Raw genomic sequence first — 17,531 nt, 5'->3', positions numbered from 1 at the left:
GGCATCATGGAGTGGCCGGATCAGTTCGCCGCGTGCTGGTCGAAACGACGCGCCTGGACTTTCCCTATTGCCAGACATCGATGGGCGCGATCGAGCCAAAATCCCGTCGAAGCAAAGAGGTGTTTCCCGGCCCTGGCGAACAGGATATCGCCCAATGCGCCACAGCCCGCAGGATCGCTTGTAGCCAAAGGATGCCCATGGAATTCCACAAGATGCATGCCAACGGCGACGATTTCGTCATCGTTGATGCGCGCGGCAGGTCAATCGCCATGACAAGCGCACTCGCATGCCGTCTTGGAAACCGCCATCGCGGCATTGGATTTAATCAGCTCGCCATGATGTCGGACGGCCAGGACGGGCACGTCGAACTGGCGTTTTGGAATGCCGACGGCACGCCATTGGATGCCTGCGGCAGTGCAACGCGCGGCGTCGCCCATCTTCTCATGCGCGAGACGGCGCAGAATTTTGTCTTCATCCGAACAAAACGGGGGCTGCTGCGGTGTGAACGCAGGCAAGGTGGCACCATCTCCGTCGATATGGGCACACCATCGCTCGATTGGCGCGATGTGCCTTTGGCACGAGAGGCGGATACGCTCGCCCTGCCCCTGGCGGGCGATCCCACCGCCTGCAGCATGGGCAATCCGCATTGCACGTTCTTCGTCGACGACCTGTCGCGCGTCGATGTGCCAACGGTTGGCCCGGCGATGGAAATGCACCCCTTGTTCCCGCAACGAACAAACGTGCATTTTGTCGAGGTGCTAAGTCGCAGCCATATCCGGCTGCGGATTTGGGAACGCGGCGGCGGCATCCCCCTGGGATCGGGCTCTTGCTCGTGTGGCGCAGTTGTCGGCGGTATCCGCCGGGGCCTGTTGGACGAGCGCGTCGTGGTTGTGTGCGACGGGGGACCGGTGGAGGTGGAATGGGACGGCACGGGTGGCGTTCGCCTCGCCGGCCCGGTTGAACATATCTACAGCGGTGAGATCGACCGCCCAATGCTGGATAGGGCGCTGTGAAATCGCCCTGGCGCCGCGCCGACGAACCACGCCCGGCCGGTTCGTGATCGAGGCCAGGCGCAGCGAGAGGCGCGGGAGGGTGACGATGGCTTTCACTGTGCGCAACGCATTGGCAGGGCTGGCCATGGCCGGCCTGATGCTGCCCGAGGCCGTTGCCTATGCCGGGATTGCCGGGCTGGCACCAGGGCGCGCGCTGATTGCTGCCGTGGCGGGCGGCCTTGCCTATGCTCTGGTGGGGCGCAGCCGGTTCGCCGTCGTCTCGCCAACTTCGTCCTCGGCCGCGATCCTGGCGGCCAGCCTTGGCAGCCTGGTGGCGGGGCCAGGCGGTGCTGCTGCAACGGCCGCCAATGCCACAGCCCTCACGCTCTTGGCCGGGGGACTGTTCATCGCCCTGGCAGCGGCACGGCTGGGCAGCCTTGCCGGCTTTATCGCGCGGCCGGTTTTGCGCGGCTTTGCCCTTGGCCTGGCGCTGACGATCATCATCCGCCAACTGCCCGCGATGACCGGCGTGCCTGCCCCGCCCGGCACGGTGGGTGTCGTGGCCTGGGCCGTGCTGAAACAGATGCCGCACTGGCATGTGGCGACGCTCGCCTGCGGATTGGGTGCGCTCGTGCTGCTGTTGCTGCTGCGGCGCTGGCCGGGGGTGCCCGGCGCGCTGATCGTGCTGGTGCTGGGCATTGCCGGGGCCAGCCTGCCCGGTTTTGCCCGGCTGGGGATTGCCCAGGCCGGCCCAACGCCGCTGGTGCTATCGGTGCCGGTATTGCCGGCCGATCCCGCACAGTGGCTGCGCCTGGTGCCGCTGGCTGTGCCACTGGTGCTGATCCTGTTTGCCGAAAGCTGGGGCACGATCCGCAGCCTGGCGCTGGCACGCGGCGATGCGCTGAACGCCAATCGCGAACTGGCCGCGCTGGGCCTGGCCAACACCGCCGCAGCCCTGGCCCAGGGGATGCCGGTGGGCGCGGGTTTTTCCGCCGGATCGGCCAACGCGGCGAGTGGCGCCACCAGCCGGGCGGCCGGGGTGATGGCGGCGCTCGCCCTGCTTGCCCTGGCGCTGTGGGCCGGGCCGTTGACCGCGCGCCTGCCTCAGCCGGTGCTTGCCGCCGTGGTGATGGCCGCGCTGGCCCATGCCCTGTCGCCCGAGCCCTTGCTGCGCCCGTGGAAGCTGGGCCGCGATCGCTGGACGGCACCAGCGGCCGCGCTGGGCGTGCTGGCGCTGGGCGTGCTCGACGGATTGCTCTTGGCCGTGGGGCTAAGCCTGGCGCAATTGCTCTATCGCCTGGCGCATCCCTCGCTCAGCGAACTGGGCCAGATCAGCCAGGGCCACGATTTCGTCGATCGCGCCGCCCATCCGGAAGCTGCCGCCGTGCCGGGCGTGGCCATCTATCGCCCCAATGCGCCGCTGTTCTTTGCCAATGCCGAAACGGTGCTGGCCCTGGTGGCACGCCGTGCCCAGCGGCCGGGCGCACCGGTCGTGGTGGTGCTCAGCCTGGAGGAAAGCGACGACCTGGACAGCACGGCGGCCGAAGTGATCGGCGAGCTGCACAAGACCCTGGCCGCGCGCCAAGGCCGTCTGATCCTGGCGCGCACGCATGATCGCGCGCGGGCGGTGCTGGCGGCAGCCGGTCTCGATGACCTGGCACGCAATGCCACCTTCAGCGTTGCTGATGCGGTGGCTTTGGCGCAGACTGCGCCTGCCGGGCACTGAGTCCATTGGGCAAAGACGGTGGGAAATAGATCATGGGACTGGCCGGACCGATCCAACCGATTCTCAAGACCGTGGCCATTGCCGACTTGCGCCCCACGCAGATGACGATCGGCCTGCGCGAAGTGGAGCGCAAGCGCCGCGACTGGACGCGCCGCCAGGAGGCCAGCGCCGCAGGCGAATTCCTGGGCGCGCACATGATTCCGGCGGTGATCGGCCCGGACGATCAGCTGTGGATGCTCGACCATCACCACCTGGCCCTGGCGCTGCATCTCGAAGGGGTGGAGCAGGTGCTGGTTTCGGTGGTCGCGCGGCTGGCGCATTTGCCGCGCAAGCGCTTCCTGGCGTTCATGGACGCCAACAACTGGCTGCATCCCTATGACGCGCGCGGGCGGCGGCGCGAATGGAAAGCCCTGCCCCACCATGTCGGCAAGCTGGAAGACGATCCCTGGCGATCGCTGGCAAGCGATGTGCGGCGGGCCGGTGGCTATGCCAAGACCACGCGGCCCTATGCCGAATTCCTGTGGGCCGATTTCCTGCGCGACCATATCGGCCCGCGCAAGCTGGCCAACAAGTTCGACGAGGCGCTGCGGGTGGGAATAGAACTGGCCCGCAGCCGCGCGGCGCGGCACCTGCCCGGCTATGCCGGGGTGGAAAGCGATTGACCGGATTGAGAGGGGCTGCAGCCCCTCCACCATCGGCACGGTGGGGCAAATCTAGGCGTATGTACCCGGTGCGCAGCCGGTGACGCCAGCATCCACTTCGAACAGGGCGCCGTCGAATTCGTTTGCATCATCCAGCCCCACGCGCGCGCTGGTCACGAACATGCGATCGAGCCTTTTACCGGCAAAGGCGATATTGGTGATGCGGCGGGCAGGCAGGCTGATCGTGCGATCGAGCCGGCCATCGGGGGCAAAGCGGCTGATCCGCCCGCCATCCCAGTGCGCCTGCCACAGGAACCCTTGTGCGTCGCACGTCATCCCGTCGGGATAGCCGTCGGCTTCCTCGAAGCGCACGAAAACGTCGCGCTGCCCCACGCCGTCGGCCGTGAGCGGGAAGCGATAGATCACGCGCCGCGCGCTGTCGGCGTGATAGAGCCACTGGCCGCAAGGCGAAAACGCCGGACCATTGGGCACGCCATAGCCGGTGTCGATCGCCTGGAACGTGCCATCGGGAGCGAGGCGATAGAGCGTGCCGCTGTCCTGCGTTTCGGCCATGTCCATCGTGCCGCACCAGATCGCGCCATGGGCATCGGCCTTGCCATCGTTCATGCGGTTGCCTGGCAAGTGCGGCTCGGGATCGCTGCGTTCGGCAATGTGCAGCGGATCCAGCGTGATGCGCGCAACGCCGCTGCGAAAGCCGCCGACCAGGCCGCCCGCGCGGCTTGCGGCCACCCAGCCCAGAGGTTCCGGCATGGCCCAGCGGTGGATCGCCCCGCTGGCCAGATCCAGCCGGTTGAGCGCCGGGGCAAGAATATCGGTCCAGTAGAGCGCGCCGTCGCGCGGGCACCACAGCGTGCCCTCGCCCAGGGTATCGGCCACGTCGCGTTCGATCTTGCGCCAGGGTGCCATCGCGGCCGTCATCCTTTCGCTTCGTTCAGGGGGAAGCGCGGGGCCAGGCCCACGCTTCCCATCATCGCTCAATGGTTGTCGCGCGGCAGCCCACGGGTCTGGGCAATGCGCTGGTACTTTTCCGCGCCTTCCAGGATGGCACCGGTGTTCATCTGGCCCACCAGCGCGCGCTGGATTTCCTGCCACGGCGTCTGGCTGGCGGGATAGGGATAGCCGCCCTTGGCCACCAGCGCAGCGCGGCGCGCTTCCAGCACATCGTCGGCAACCAGCACGTTCACCGTGCCGGCGTTGAGATCGATGCGCACCCGGTCCCCGGTTTCGAGCAGCGCCAGGCCGCCCATCGCCGCCGCTTCCGGGCTGGCATTGAGGATCGAGGGGCTGCCGCTGGTGCCCGATTGACGCCCGTCGCCGATGCACGGCAGCGCGCTGACGCCTTCGGTGATGAGGTAGGCCGGCGGGCGCATGTTGACCACTTCGGCCGCGCCCGGATAGCCGATCGGCCCGGCGCCGCGCATGAACAGCAAGGTTTCGGGCGTGATCCCCACCGCCGGATCGTCGATGCGGTGGTGATAGTCTTCCGGCCCGTCGAACACCACGCAGGGGCCTTCGAACGCGTCGGGATCGGCCGGGTTCGAAAGATAGCGCGCGCGGAATTCCTCGCTGATCACGCTGGTTTTCATGATCGCGGCGTCGAACAGGTTGCCCTTGAGCACCAGGAAGCCGGCTTCTTCGACCAGTGGCTGGGCGAACGGGCGGATCACGCGCTCGTCCTCGATTTCCACGCCACGGCAGTTTTCGCCCATGGTGCGGCCGTTGACGGTCATCGCCTGCTCACGGATCAGGCCTTGGTCGATCAACTGGCCGACCACGGCCGGCACGCCGCCGGCGCGATAGTAATCCTCGCCCAGGTATTCGCCCGCTGGCTGCAGGTTGACCAGCAAGGGCACCTTGTGGCCCAGGCGCTGCCAGTCGTCGAGCGGCAGGTCCACGCCCACGTGGCGGGCAATCGCGGCCAGGTGGATCGGCGCGTTGGTCGATCCGCCGATCGCGGAATTGACCACGATGGCGTTGTGGAACGCATCGAGCGTGAGGATGTCGGAAGGCTTGAGGTCTTCGCGCACCATGTCAACGATGCGCTTGCCGGTGTGATAGGCGCATTCCTGGCGATCGCGATAGGGCGCGGGAATCGCGGCCGAACCGGGCAGCATCATGCCCAGCGCTTCGGCCAGGCTGTTCATCGTGGTGGCCGTGCCCATGGTGTTACAATAGCCGGTGGATGGCGCCGAAGACGCGACCAGCTTGATGAACCCTTCGGCATCGAGTTCGCCGGCGGCCATCAACTGGCGGCCTTTCCACACGATGGTGCCCGAACCGGTGCGCTCGCCCTTGTGCCAGCCGTTGAGCATGGGGCCGACCGAGAGGGCAATGGCGGGAATGTTGACCGTGGCCGCCGCCATCAGCAGCGCGGGGGTGGTCTTGTCACACCCGGTGGTCAGCACCACGCCATCGATCGGATAGCCATAGAGCGCTTCGACCAGGCCGAGATAGGCGAGGTTGCGATCGAGCCCGGCAGTGGGCCGCTTGCCGGTTTCCTGGATCGGATGGACCGGAAATTCCAAGACGATGCCGCCTGCCTCGCGCACGCCTTCGCGGATACGCTCGGCCAGCACCAGGTGGTGGCGGTTGCACGGGGAAAGGTCGCTGCCGGTCTGCGCGATGCCGATGATCGGCTTGCCGCTGCGCAGCTCTTCCAGGCTGATCCCGAAATTGAGGTACCGCTCCAGATAGAGCGAGGTCATGTCGATATTGTCGGGGTTATCAAACCAGGCGCGGCTGCGCAGCTTGGGGGTCTGGTGGTCGGTCATGTCTGCCTGTCAGCGCGAGGTGGAAACGCGATAGATCATGACATGCCGATAGGGCTTGCCGGGATCGACGCGCGCGGAAACGAACGACGGGTGATTGGGTGCATCGGGGAACTTCTGCGGTTCCAGCGCGATGCCATCGCCCATGCGATAGAGGTGGCCCTGCTTGCCCACCAGCGTGCCATCGAGGAAATTGCCGGCATAGAACTGCACGCCGGGCTCGGTGGTCAAGACTTCGAGCACGCGGCCCGAGGCAGGGTCTTCCAGGCGCGCGGCCAGTTCGGGCTGGGCGGTCACGCCCTTGTCGAGGGCAAAGTTGTGGTCATAGCCGCGCCCATAGACGATCTGCTGGTCGCGCCCGTCGCGCAGGCCATCGGCCACGCGGCGCCCTTGCGTGAAATCGAACACCGTGCCGGCCACCGGGCGCAGTTCGCCGGTGGGGATGAGACCGGCATCGACCGGGGTATAGGCCTTGGCCGGAATGGTCAGCACATGGTCCATCGCCCCTTGCGACGCGCCTTCGCCGGCCAGGTTGAAAATGGCGTGGTTGGTCATGTTGATGATCGTGGGCTTGTCGGTGGCCGCTTCGAACGCGATGGTCAGGTTGCCCGCCTCGTCCAGCGAATAGGTGACCGTGGCCTTGACCGTGCCGGGATAGCCGGCATCGCCATCGGGGCTGACGTGGCTGAGTACGACGCTCGCCACCGGCCCGGATTTGACCGAGACAACCTGCCAGACCTGCTTGTCGAAGCCCTTGCCGCCGCCGTGCAGGCTGTTGATCTTGTTGTCGTTGAGCGGGAGTTGATAGGTCTTGCCATCAAGCGCGAACTTGCCGCTGGCAATGCGGTTGGCATAGCGGCCGACAGTGACGCCGAAATAGTTGGGATGATCGACATAGCCGGCCAGATCGTCGTAGCCGAGCAGCACGTCGGCCGGCTTGCCCTGGCGATCGGGCGCGACCAGCGCCTGGAGCGTGGCGCCATAGCTCAGGATGCGGGCCGAAACGCCATTGGCGGCCTTGAGCGTGACCGCGACAACCTTCTGCCCATCGGCCAGCGTGCCGGCGGCCTCCTGGCTCGCCTGCGCGGCGTGGGCACCCGAAAAGGGCGCAAGCGCGAGAAGCGCGGCAAGGGAAGCGGCCTTCGTGTTCATCCTGTTCTCCATGATCGACCCGTTCTGCCCTGGGGAGCCACGTGAAAACACGTGTGCAGCCATTGACGCGGCCGTGGCATCGCATATAGTCCGACAAATAGAAAGAGTGCAAGCCGGTTCGCGTGGCGCCTGTCCACTGGCATACGCCCGTTCATTGTTCTCTTCTTGCACAAACCTTGGAAGAGAGGATGGACATGCCCCCTGTTGCTTCATCGGCCGCGCTATCCGCGACCCCTGGCGAAGGCTTGCCTGCTGGCGCCAGCTATGGTCGCGCACTGGCGCTGCTGGCCACACTGTTCTTCATGTGGGGCTTCATCACCGTCATCAACAACACGCTGCTGCCGCATCTGCGCGCCGTGTTCGATCTGAACTATACCCAGACAACACTGATCGAATCCGTGTGGTTCATCGCCTATTTCGTGGCGTCGATTCCTTCGGCCAAGCTGATCGAGAAGATCGGGTACAAGCTGTCGATGGTCACCGGGCTGCTGATCATGGCGGCGGGCGCACTGGGCATGATGGTGGCGGCATCGATCCCGTCCTACGGCGTCACGCTGGTCATGCTGTTCGTGATCGCCAGCGGCATCACGCTGCTGCAGGTGGCGGCCAATCCCTATGTCGCGGTGGTCGGCCCGGCGGAAACCGCTTCGTCGCGGCTCACCCTCGTGCAGGCGCTCAATTCGGCCGGAACGATGCTGGCGCCGCTGTTCGGCGCCTATCTCATCCTGGGCAGGTCCAAGAGCGGGACAGCCGTGGCCGGCACGGTGCTGACCCCGGCGGAACGCCTGGCCGACGCGCATTCGGTGATCCTGCCCTATGGCCTGGTCGCGGTTGTGCTGGTGGTCCTGGCCGTGGTGATCGCACGCTATCCCCTGCCCGCCATGGGCAGCGCCACCAGCCGCATGGCGCGCGAGGAACGCAAGCATCACTCGCTGTGGTCGCACCGCAACCTGGTGTTCGGCATTCCGGCAATCTTCATCTACCTGATCGCCGAAATCGGCGTGGCCAACCTCTTCGTCAATTTCGTCAGCCAGGGTGACATCGCCAACCTCACGCACGAGGAAGCCGGGCGTTACCTCACGTTCCTGTGGGGCGGGATGATGGTGGGCCGCTTTGCCGGCGGCGCGATCATGCAGAAGGTGCGCGCCGAAACCGTGCTGGCGCTAGCCGCCGTCGGCGCTTTCGTGGTGATGATGATCACCGTGCTCACCCATGGCCCGGTGGCGATGTGGGCGCTGATCCTGGTGGGCCTGTTCCACTCGATCATGTTCCCCACGATCTTCACGCTGGGGATCAAGGGCCTGGGCCCGCTGACCGAGGAAGCCTCGGGCCTGCTGATCATGGCCATTGCCGGCGGCGCGCTGGTGGTGGTGCAGGGCAAGCTGGCCGATGCCTTTGGCCTGCAGACCTCGTTCCTGCTGACCGCGGCTTGCGAGCTTTACATCGTGTTCTATGCGCTGTGGGGCGCGAAAACCAAGACAGCGGACTGATTGCTCCCTCCCCACTCGTGGGGAGGGGAACCAGCCGCAGGCTGGCGGAGGGGATTGTGAGCCTTGAGCGCCGCTGCAGGCGGCCAATCCCCTCCACCACGCTTAGCGCGGCCCCCTCCCCGTGCCGGGGAGGAACAATCAGCCTTGCACTGCCGCTTCGATCGCGCTGGCGGTGTCTTCGAGCGCGAGTTGCACCAGCACGCCCATTGCCTGGGCGGCAGCATCGCCATCGCCATCGGCAATCGCGTCATAGACCCGCGCGTGATCGGGGATGGGATTGCGCGGCAGTTCGCGGGCGCGTTGCTTGAACTGCGTGGTCCAGTGCACGGCCGCGCCGATGCTGGCCGACAGCACCAGCAGCGCCGCATTGTGGCTGGCGCGCAGGATGGCATCGTGGAAATCGCGATCGGCGGCGCGGCCGGCATCGTTGGTCAGGGTGTGGCGGCGCATGGCGGCAAGGGCATCGCGCATGGCCTTGAGATCGGCCTTGTCGCGGCGCTGTGCGGCCAGGCGCGCGGCGGCCGGCTCGACCACGGCGCGCAATTCGAACAAGTCGCGCACGAATTGCAGGTCGGGCTCGCCGGCAAAGGCCCAGGCCAGCACTTCGGGATCGAGCAGGTTCCAGCGCTCGCGCGGCAGCACGCGCGTGCCCGCCTTGGGGCGGCTCGCCACCAGGCCCTTGGCCGTCAGGACCTGGATCGCCTCGCGATAGGCGCTACGCGAAACCTTGAGTTCCTCGGCAAAGGCGACTTCACCCGAAAGGATGTCACCGGGCTGGTATTGGCCAGACAAGATCGCCGTGCCCAACTTGTGCGCAATGGCACCGTGCAGCCGCCGTCCGGGGCCGCGCCCAAGCCCCCGCAGAGCCTCTTCACGATCGGCCGGGGCAGCGCTGCCGTCTGCCGAATTGCCGGGAATATGCCGTTCCGTCACTGTTTGTGCCGCCTCCTGGCCAATGTGGTTAGCAGGGAGCGCGCAAGGGCGAAATGACTATTATTGCGTTTGCCGCCAAGCCGGAATATGTCGGAGTAAATATGGAGAATCCGATGACCGAATTCCGCTCGATCGACGCCCGCACCGGGCTGCCCCACGGCCCCGCCCTGGCCGTGCACGGATTGGAAGACGTGGCGCGGCTTTGTGCCGCGGCCGAAGCGGCGTTCGACAGCTATCGCGCCACCGGGCGCGAGGAGCGCGCCTTGTTCCTGGAAGCCATCGCCCAGGAAATCCTGGACATCGGCGATCCGCTGATCGAGGCGGCGATGCGCGAAAGCGGCCTGCCGCGCGCGCGCCTGGAAGGTGAACGCGGCCGCACCGTGGGCCAGTTGCGCATGTTTGCCGGCGTCGTGCGCGCGGGCGGCTGGCAGCAGCTGCGCATCGATCCCGCATTGCCCGATCGCCAGCCTCTGCCCCGCCCCGATATCCGCCTGCGCATGATCCCGCTGGGCCCGGTGGCGGTGTTCGGCGCATCGAATTTCCCGCTGGCGTTTTCCACGGCCGGGGGTGACACCGCCTCGGCCCTCGCGGCCGGCTGCCCGGTGGTGGTCAAGGGCCACCCCGCCCATCCCGAAACCGGGGCGCTGGTGGCCGCGGCGATTGCCCGCGCGGTGGCGGCCCGTGGCCTGCCCGAAGGCGTGTTCGGCCACCTGGTCGGCCCCGGCAACGATCTGGGCGCCGCGCTGGTGGCCGATCCGCGCATTGCGGCGGTGGGCTTCACCGGCTCGCGCGGGGGCGGCCTGGCGCTGGCCCGCATCGCGCAGGCGCGCGACGTGCCGATCCCGGTCTATGCTGAAATGTCGAGCATCAATCCCGTGCTGCTGCTGCCCGAGGCGCTTGCCGCGCGTGGTGCGGCCCTGGGCCAGGCCTTCGTCGGCTCGCTCACCATGGGCGCCGGGCAGTTCTGCACCAATCCCGGCCTGGTGCTGGCAATCGACAGCGACGGGCTCGACGCGTTCCTGGCGGCCGCGCGCGAAGGCGTGGGCGCAGCCGCGCCGCAGACCATGCTGACCACCGGCATCCACGCCGCCTATGAAGCGGGGGTCAAGGCCCTGGCCACCGCGCCCGGCGTGGAAACCGTGGCAACCGGCCCGGCGGGCGACGGGCCCTGCGGCAACGCCGCGCTGTTCGTCACCACCGCGCAGGCCTTCCTGGCCGACAAGGCACTGGGCCACGAAGTGTTCGGCGCCAGTTCCATCGTGGTGAAATGCGCCGATGAAGCCGAACTGGCCAGCCTGCTCAAGGGCCTGGAAGGCCAGCTGACCGCCACGCTGCACATGGACGCGGCCGACGAACCGCTCGCCGCCCGGCTGCTGCCGATCCTGGAGCGCAAGGCTGGCCGCATCCTGGCCAATGGCTGGCCCACCGGGGTGGAAGTGTGCCACGCCATGGTCCACGGCGGTCCGTTCCCGGCCACGTCGGACCCGCGCACCACGTCGGTCGGCAGCCTGGCGATCGATCGCTTCCTCCGTCCGGTCAGCTACCAGAACCTGAGCGCGGCGGTGCTGCCGGCAGAATTGACCGACGCTGCGCGCGGCGATGGCGCGCCGCGCCTGATCGACGGCACGCTCACGCTCTGATCCCTTCCCTTTTCGCAGAAAGCATCCGATCCATGGCAACCCGCCTTCTTCAACACCGCAGCGCCGATGGCGTGCGCCGCGTGATCCTGGCCACCGATGACACCGCCGTGTTCCTGGAACAGCCCGCCACCGTGCGCGAACTGGCGCAGGCCGCCATCGCCGCCGGGCAGAGCCTGGCCGAAGCTGCCGCAGCCCGCGCCAGCAGCCAGAGCGTGGACATCGCGGCCGAGCTTGCCGCCGGCACCCTGCTGCCCGCGATCGACCACAGCGACACGGCGCGTGTCTGGCTGACCGGCACGGGCCTGACCCATCTTGGTTCGGCCGAAGGGCGCGACAAGATGCACCGCGATGCCGCCCAGGCGGAAAAGCAGACCGATTCCATGCGCATGTTCCTGGAAGGGCTGGAAGGCGGCAAGCCCGCGCCGGGCGCCGAAGGGCAGCAACCGGAATGGTTCTACAAGGGGGATGGCACGCAGCTCGTCGGCCCCGGCCAGCCGCTGACCATGCCCGCCTTTGCCAAGGATGGCGGCGAGGAACCGGAACTGGCCGGCATCTACCTGATCGGCGAGGACGGCACGCCCTGGCGCCTGGGCCTGGCCCTGGCCAACGAGTTTTCCGACCACGTGACCGAGCGCCACAACTACCTGTGGCTGGCCCATTCCAAGCTGCGCCAGGCAGCCCTTGGCGCCGAACTGCTGCTGGGCACCCCGCCGGCCGACGTGCGCGGCACCAGCCGCGTGCTGCGCGACGGCGCCACGCTGTGGGAAAAGCCGTTCCTTTCGGGCGAGGACAACATGTCGCACAGCCTGGCCAACCTGGAGCATCACCACTTCAAGTACGGCCTGTTCCGCCGCCCGGGCGACATCCACGTGCACTTCTTCGGCACGGCCACGCTGTCGTTCAGCGACGGGATCGCAACGCGCGAAGGCGATGCCTTTGAAATCAGCGCCGCGCCCTTTGCCCTGCCGCTGCACAATCCGCTGGCCCGCGCCGCGGCCGGCCCGGTGCCCTTTGCGGTAAAGGCGCTCTAAGCCGATGGACCCGATCCGCATTGCCGTGGTGGGCATGGGCAAGATCGCCCGTGACCAGCACCTGCCGGCCATTGCCGGAAACCCGGCGTTCAGCCTGGCCGCCACGGTCAGCCCGCGCGATTCCGGCGTGGAGGGCATCTCGCACCATCGCAGCCTGGACGATCTCCTGGCGCAAGGGCCGGCGGTCGATGCCGTGGCGCTCTGCACCCCGCCCCAGGTGCGCTATGACCTGGCGGCGCAAGCCCTGGCCAAGGGCGTGCACGTGTTCCTGGAAAAGCCGCCGGGCGCGACGCTGGCGGAAGTCCATACCCTGGCCAACCAGGCCGATCGCGTGGGCGCAACGCTGTTTGCCTCGTGGCATTCGCGCTTTGCCGCCGGGGTTGCCCCGGCGCGCGCGTGGCTGGCGGAGCGGCGCATCGATAGCGTGAAAGTGATCTGGCGCGAAGACGTGCGCGTGTGGCACCCCGGCCAGGCCTGGATCTGGCAGCCAGGCGGGCTGGGCGTGTTCGATCCGGGCATCAACGCCCTTTCGATCATCACCCATATCCTGCCGCGCCCGTTCTTCCTGTCCGAAGCGACGCTGGAAATTCCCGAAAACCGCGCGGCACCGATCGCTGCAGACCTGCATTTCCGCGATACGGCCGGGGCGGCCATCCACATGGACCTGGATTGGCGGCAGACCGGCCCGCAAAGCTGGGACATCGTGGTGGAAACCGACGCCGGCACGCTGCGCCTGGCCCAGGGCGGCGCCGTGCTGACCTTGCCGAGCGAGACGCTACACAACGAGGACCACGAATACCCTGGCCTCTATGCCCGCTTTGCCACCCTGATCCGCAGCGGCCGCAGCGATGTCGACCTGGCGCCGCTGACCTTGGTAGCTGACGCATTCTTGCGCGGCAAACGGCTGGTGACAGACGCTTTCTTCGACTGACCCACCCCTTTTTGGGAGAGGACAAGAACACGATGATCAAGACAATTCGCCACACCGCTGCCGCTGCACTGCTGGCAGCGAGCGCCCTTGCTGTGCCCGCGCTGGCCGATACCGCCGGCCAGCCGACCACGGCGACGCTCCACGCCGACAAGCCGGGGCCGACGTATGACGCGCGTATCTTTACGCAGTTTGCCGAGCATCTGGGTAACGGCATCTATGGCGGCCTGTGGGTGGGCAACGACAAGTCGATCCCCAACACCAACGGCTTCCGCAACGACGTGATCGGCGCGCTGCGCGAACTGAAAGTGCCGGTGATCCGCTGGCCGGGCGGTTGCTTTGCCGATGAATATCATTGGCGCGAAGGCATCGGCCCGCAGGCCAAGCGCCCGGTCAAGATCAACACCAACTGGGGCGGCGTGACCGAACCCAACGCCGTAGGCACGCACGAATATTTCGAGTTGCTGCGCCAAGTGGGTTCCCAAGCCTATATCTCGGGCAACGTGGGCAATGGCACGGCGCGCGAAATGGCCGAATGGGTGGAATACATCACGTCACCGGCCGGTAGCCTGGCCGAAGAACGCGCCCGCAACGGGCACAAGGGCGCCTGGGCACTGCCCCTGTTCGGCATCGGCAACGAGCTGTGGGGTTGCGGCGGCAGCATGCGCCCCGAATATGCCGCCGACGAGACCCGCCGCTTTGCCACGTTCATCAAGGCGCCAGCGGGCACCCGCGTGCTCAAGATCGCCTCGGGCCCGAACATGGACGACTACAACTGGACCGAAACGGTCATGCGCCTGGCTGGCGACCAAATCGACGGGCTATCGCTGCACTATTACACCATTCCCGGCGGCTGGCCGCCGCGCGCCACGGCCACCGGCTTTGACGAGCACGGCTGGGCCGAGACGCTGGCCGGTGCGCGCCGCATGGACGAACTGGTCACGCGGCACAGCGCGATCATGGACAAGTATGACCCGCAAAAGCGCGTGTTCCTGGCGGTGGACGAATGGGGCACCTGGTACGCCCAGGAACCGGGCAGCCACCCGGGCTTCCTGTTGCAGCAGAATACGTTGCGTGATGCGCTGGTTGCCTCCACCACGCTGGATATCTTTGCCCGCCATGCCGATCGCGTGCGGCTTTCGGCGATCGCCCAGATGGTCAACGTGCTGCAGGCGATGATCCTGACCGAAGGCAAGAAGATGGTGCTCACCCCCACCTATCATGTCTTCATGATGTATCGGCCGTGGCAGGATGCCACGGTGCTGCCGATCGACATTGCCAGCCCATGGTATGCCAAGGACGAATTCACCATGCCGGCCGTCAGCGGCTCGGCCGTGCGCGATAAGGCCGGCGTGGTCCACGTCGCCTTGTCGAACCGCGATCCGGGCCAGGCCAACACGGTGACGGTCAAGCTGGACGGGGTGACCGCCAGCAGCGCCGCCGGGCAGGTGGTGACCGCCGCCACCATGGACGCGCACAACACCTTTGGCACACCCGATGCGGTCAAGCCCGCGCCGTTCACCGGCGCGACCATCCAGGGCGGCACGCTCACCGTCACGTTGCCGGCCAAGTCGGTCGTGGTGCTCGACCTGCGCTGAGCGCGGGCAAGAGGAGAGGATTGCATGAACGCGAAAACCCTGCTGGCGGCAGCCGCCGCCCTGGCCCTTCCCGCCCAGATGCTCGCCGCGCCGGCCGTGGCACAGCAAGTGGGCGAAAAGGCTGCCGGAACGCTCAACAGCCAGTTGACCGGCGACCTTGTTCCCACCCACGATCCGGTGATCATCCGCGAAGGCGATACCTATCACGTCTATGGCACCGGCGTGCCGGGTGACGATGGGCACTATATCCTCTCGCGCACGTCCACCGATCTCAGGCACTGGACGGCCACCGGCCCGCTGTTCACGGCCATTCCCGAATGGGCCAAGCAGGCGGTGCCGGGCACGCACGAGATGTGGGCGCCCGACATCTCGTTCGTGAACGGAGAATACCGGCTGTATTATGCGGTCTCGACGTTCGGATCGAACCGTTCGGCCATCGGGCTGTTCACCGGCAAGACGCTCGATCCCAAGGCCAGGGACTATGGCTGGAAAGACCAGGGCCTGGTCGTGATGTCGACCCAGGCGGATGATTTCAACGCCATCGATCCCAATTTCGTGATCGATGCGCAGGGGCGGCACTGGCTGGCGCTGGGCAGCTTCTGGACCGGGATCAAGCTGTTCCCGCTCGATCCCAAGACCGGCAAGCCGGCGCCCGGCACCCTGCCCTACAGCATTGCCCGCCGCCCAGCCCCGGCCGGCGCACCCGGCCCGATCGAGGCGCCGTTCATCCTCCAGCACGGCGGGTATTACTTCCTGCTCGCCAGCTACGACTATTGCTGCAAGGGCACGCAAAGCACGTATTACACCGTGGCCGGCCGCGCCAAGCAGATCACCGGGCCCTATCTGGGCAAGGACGGCAGCGACATGATGCAGGGCGGCGGCACCGTGTTCCTGCGCGCCGATCTTCAGGAGCAGCAGCGCTTCCGCGGCCCTGGCCATGCCGGCGCGTTCACCGACAAGGACGGGCAGACCTACGTGGTCTATCACGCCTATGACAAGGCCAACAACGGCGCATCCACCATGCGCCTGGCGCCGGTGCGCTGGGATGCCGATGGCTGGCCCGTGGCGGATTATTGAGCCATGGGCCGCACCCCCGTGTTGAGCCGCCGCGCCTTTGCCCTGGGCGCGGCCGGCCTTTCGATGGCCAGCCCGATGGCGGCGCACGCGGCGATAAGGGGCATCGGGCGTGGCACCGGGCGGGGCAACGCCAGCGCCCTGCCTGCGCCACGCAACCCGCTGGTGCGCCAGCGCGCCGACGCCCAGGTGTTCCGCCACGGCGATGGCCACTATTACATGATGGGATCGGTGCCGGAATACGATCGGCTGGCCATTCGCCGCGCGCCGACGCTGGCAGGACTGGCCGATCCGGCCAGCGAGCACGTGGTGTGGCGCCGGCCCGCGAACGGCAAGCTGGGCGGCTATATCTGGGCGCCCGAACTGCATTGGTTCGATGGCGCCTGGCATATCTATTTCGCCGCCGGTGACAGCGACGATCCGTTCCACATCCGCACTTATGTGCTCACCAGCCGCGATGCCGATCCGCTGACGGGAACCTGGCATCTGCTGGGCCAGTTCAAGGGGCCGTGGGACAGCTTCACGCTCGATTCCACGCTGTTCGTGCACAAGGGCGTGCGCTATGTCTGCTGGGCGCAGCGCGAACCGGGGATCGAGACCAACTCCAATCTCTACCTCGCGCCCCTGGCCGATGCACTGACGCCGGCCCGTGCGCCGGTGCGGCTGTCGGTGCCGACGCTCGATTGGGAAATTCCCGGCTTCAAGGTGAACGAGGCGCCGGCGGTGCTGGCCCGCAACGGGCGCCTGTTCCTCACGTATTCGGCGGCGGCCACCGATGCGCGCTATTGCCTGGGCATGTTGACGGCCGACACCGATGCCGACCTGATGGATCCGCGCGCCTGGGCCAAGAGCCAGCACCCGGTGTTCACCTCGTGCCCGCAAACCAGCGTCTATGGGCCAGGGCACAACAGCTTCACCGTGGACGAGCACGGCCACGACATGCTGGTCTACCACGGCCGCGACTATGCCGCGATCACGGGCGATCCGCTGTTCGATCCCAACCGCCACACCCGCGTGCAACGCCTTTACTACCACGCCGATGGCACGCCCGATTTCGGCGTGCCGGTGGGCAACGGCGCCCTGCCCGATCGGCTGGTGCCGGCCGGCGCGCCGGGCCGCTTCCTGTTGCACGGCGATGGCGGCGTGGCGGTGGGCACCGCGCCCCTTGCGCAAACCCAGTTCCGCCAGGTGCCCCTGCCCGCGCTGCTCAACGAACTGGCGCCGGGCACGGCGCCCCTGCCCGGCCAGGCCGGCGCGGTGTGCCTAATGCCGATCCTGCGCCCCCATGCCGCATTGGCCGTGGCACGCGACGGCAGCGCCACACTGGTAGAGCTGGCGCCGGGCCAGGCAGTTCCGCCCACCGCGCTGTTTCACGCAGTGGCACTGCCGCAGGGCAAGTGGCGCTTCGACTCGCTGGCCGTGCCGGGCCAGGCCCTTGCGGCGCAAGGGCAGGCATTGCGCCTGGCGCCGCGCCATGCGCGCATCTGCCTGTGGACGCTCAACTGATTTGTCAGACCAGAATATCGCCAAGGTCGCG

At 67.4% G+C, this 17,531-nt stretch carries 14 protein-coding genes; 10 read left to right on the top strand and 4 right to left on the bottom strand.

Annotated elements, in window-relative coordinates; all coding sequences use genetic code 11:
- Window positions 1–32: 32 nt before the first annotated feature.
- From dapF to FHT19_RS03620, 3 genes are all read left to right on the top strand, one after another.
- Window positions 33–1,013 (top strand): diaminopimelate epimerase, encoded by a 981-nt coding sequence (gene dapF / locus FHT19_RS03630; RefSeq protein WP_211184784.1) that lies wholly within the window; start codon window positions 33–35, stop codon window positions 1,011–1,013.
- 85 nt (window positions 1,014–1,098) lie between these two features.
- A complete protein-coding gene (locus FHT19_RS03625) occupies window positions 1,099–2,718 on the top strand; it encodes a SulP family inorganic anion transporter (RefSeq protein WP_169473976.1) in 1,620 nt (539 codons plus the stop codon).
- A gap of 32 nt (window positions 2,719–2,750) precedes the next feature.
- On the top strand, window positions 2,751–3,380 hold the full coding sequence (locus FHT19_RS03620) for a ParB-like protein (protein ID WP_168554408.1): 630 nt from the start codon (window positions 2,751–2,753) through the stop codon (window positions 3,378–3,380).
- Window positions 3,381–3,431: 51 nt separating this feature from the next.
- Here FHT19_RS03620 and FHT19_RS03615 read toward each other — a convergent pair whose 3' ends face one another.
- The 3 genes from FHT19_RS03615 to FHT19_RS03605 all read right to left on the bottom strand — a co-directional run bounded on the left by FHT19_RS03615 (window position 3,432) and on the right by FHT19_RS03605 (window position 7,312).
- Window positions 3,432–4,286: an SMP-30/gluconolactonase/LRE family protein gene (locus FHT19_RS03615; RefSeq protein WP_169474910.1), complete on the bottom strand. Its 855-nt coding sequence runs from the start codon at window positions 4,284–4,286 to the stop codon at window positions 3,432–3,434.
- Between the two features lie 68 nt (window positions 4,287–4,354).
- Window positions 4,355–6,151, bottom strand: coding sequence for an IlvD/Edd family dehydratase (locus tag FHT19_RS03610; RefSeq protein WP_168554406.1), 1,797 nt, complete (start codon window positions 6,149–6,151; stop codon window positions 4,355–4,357).
- A gap of 9 nt (window positions 6,152–6,160) precedes the next feature.
- A complete protein-coding gene (locus FHT19_RS03605) occupies window positions 6,161–7,312 on the bottom strand; it encodes an aldose epimerase family protein (protein ID WP_169473975.1) in 1,152 nt (383 codons plus the stop codon).
- Window positions 7,313–7,494: 182 nt separating this feature from the next.
- Between FHT19_RS03605 and FHT19_RS03600 the strand changes: the two genes are divergently transcribed.
- Entirely contained in the window at window positions 7,495–8,790 is a 1,296-nt protein-coding gene (locus tag FHT19_RS03600) for a sugar MFS transporter (protein ID WP_169473974.1), read from the top strand.
- Between the two features lie 138 nt (window positions 8,791–8,928).
- On the opposite strand, the gene FHT19_RS03595 is transcribed toward FHT19_RS03600, so the two are convergent.
- On the bottom strand, window positions 8,929–9,654 hold the full coding sequence (locus FHT19_RS03595) for a FadR/GntR family transcriptional regulator (protein WP_248290379.1): 726 nt from the start codon (window positions 9,652–9,654) through the stop codon (window positions 8,929–8,931).
- 182 nt (window positions 9,655–9,836) lie between these two features.
- Here FHT19_RS03595 and FHT19_RS03590 point away from each other — a divergent pair, with 182 nt between their 5' ends.
- The 6 genes from FHT19_RS03590 to FHT19_RS03565 are packed head-to-tail and all read left to right on the top strand — an operon-like array spanning window position 9,837 to window position 17,500.
- Window positions 9,837–11,363, top strand: a complete 1,527-nt coding sequence (locus tag FHT19_RS03590) for an aldehyde dehydrogenase (NADP(+)) (protein ID WP_169474909.1) — start codon at window positions 9,837–9,839, stop codon at window positions 11,361–11,363.
- A gap of 32 nt (window positions 11,364–11,395) precedes the next feature.
- Window positions 11,396–12,394: an AraD1 family protein gene (gene araD1 / locus FHT19_RS03585; RefSeq protein ID WP_169473973.1), complete on the top strand. Its 999-nt coding sequence runs from the start codon at window positions 11,396–11,398 to the stop codon at window positions 12,392–12,394.
- Between the two features lie 4 nt (window positions 12,395–12,398).
- The gene (locus FHT19_RS03580) at window positions 12,399–13,325 is read left to right on the top strand and encodes a Gfo/Idh/MocA family oxidoreductase (RefSeq protein ID WP_168554401.1); all 927 of its coding nucleotides are present in this window, start codon (window positions 12,399–12,401) and stop codon (window positions 13,323–13,325) included.
- A 32-nt stretch (window positions 13,326–13,357) separates the two neighbouring features.
- Window positions 13,358–14,920 (top strand): alpha-L-arabinofuranosidase C-terminal domain-containing protein, encoded by a 1,563-nt coding sequence (locus FHT19_RS03575; protein ID WP_169473972.1) that lies wholly within the window; start codon window positions 13,358–13,360, stop codon window positions 14,918–14,920.
- A gap of 24 nt (window positions 14,921–14,944) precedes the next feature.
- On the top strand, window positions 14,945–15,997 hold the full coding sequence (locus tag FHT19_RS03570; RefSeq protein ID WP_169473971.1) for an arabinan endo-1,5-alpha-L-arabinosidase: 1,053 nt from the start codon (window positions 14,945–14,947) through the stop codon (window positions 15,995–15,997).
- 3 nt (window positions 15,998–16,000) lie between these two features.
- Window positions 16,001–17,500, top strand: a complete 1,500-nt coding sequence (locus tag FHT19_RS03565) for a family 43 glycosylhydrolase (RefSeq protein WP_169473970.1) — start codon at window positions 16,001–16,003, stop codon at window positions 17,498–17,500.
- The last annotated feature ends 31 nt before the right edge of the window (window positions 17,501–17,531 follow it).

It is taken from the genome of Novosphingobium sp. SG919, assembly GCF_012932495.1.
Taxonomy (GTDB): domain Bacteria; phylum Pseudomonadota; class Alphaproteobacteria; order Sphingomonadales; family Sphingomonadaceae; genus Novosphingobium; species Novosphingobium rhizosphaerae.
This window is presented reverse-complemented; position numbering and strand designations above follow the sequence as displayed.

What these genes read in the sequence shown, in the direction of transcription:
- FHT19_RS03570 (WP_169473971.1), top strand. Translation starts at nt 14,945, where the DNA reads ATGAACGCGAAAACCCTGCTGGCGGCAGCCGCCGCCCTGGCCCTTCCC.
- FHT19_RS03620 (WP_168554408.1), top strand. Translation starts at nt 2,751, where the DNA reads ATGGGACTGGCCGGACCGATCCAACCGATTCTCAAGACCGTGGCCATT.
- FHT19_RS03575 (WP_169473972.1), top strand. Translation starts at nt 13,358, where the DNA reads ATGATCAAGACAATTCGCCACACCGCTGCCGCTGCACTGCTGGCAGCG.
- FHT19_RS03590 (WP_169474909.1), top strand. Translation starts at nt 9,837, where the DNA reads ATGACCGAATTCCGCTCGATCGACGCCCGCACCGGGCTGCCCCACGGC.
- FHT19_RS03600 (WP_169473974.1), top strand. Translation starts at nt 7,495, where the DNA reads ATGCCCCCTGTTGCTTCATCGGCCGCGCTATCCGCGACCCCTGGCGAA.
- FHT19_RS03580 (WP_168554401.1), top strand. Translation starts at nt 12,399, where the DNA reads ATGGACCCGATCCGCATTGCCGTGGTGGGCATGGGCAAGATCGCCCGT.
- FHT19_RS03625 (WP_169473976.1), top strand. Translation starts at nt 1,099, where the DNA reads ATGGCTTTCACTGTGCGCAACGCATTGGCAGGGCTGGCCATGGCCGGC.
- FHT19_RS03610 (WP_168554406.1), bottom strand. Translation starts at nt 6,151, where the DNA reads ATGACCGACCACCAGACCCCCAAGCTGCGCAGCCGCGCCTGGTTTGAT.
- araD1 (WP_169473973.1), top strand. Translation starts at nt 11,396, where the DNA reads ATGGCAACCCGCCTTCTTCAACACCGCAGCGCCGATGGCGTGCGCCGC.
- FHT19_RS03565 (WP_169473970.1), top strand. Translation starts at nt 16,001, where the DNA reads ATGGGCCGCACCCCCGTGTTGAGCCGCCGCGCCTTTGCCCTGGGCGCG.
- FHT19_RS03615 (WP_169474910.1), bottom strand. Translation starts at nt 4,286, where the DNA reads ATGGCACCCTGGCGCAAGATCGAACGCGACGTGGCCGATACCCTGGGC.
- FHT19_RS03605 (WP_169473975.1), bottom strand. Translation starts at nt 7,312, where the DNA reads ATGGAGAACAGGATGAACACGAAGGCCGCTTCCCTTGCCGCGCTTCTC.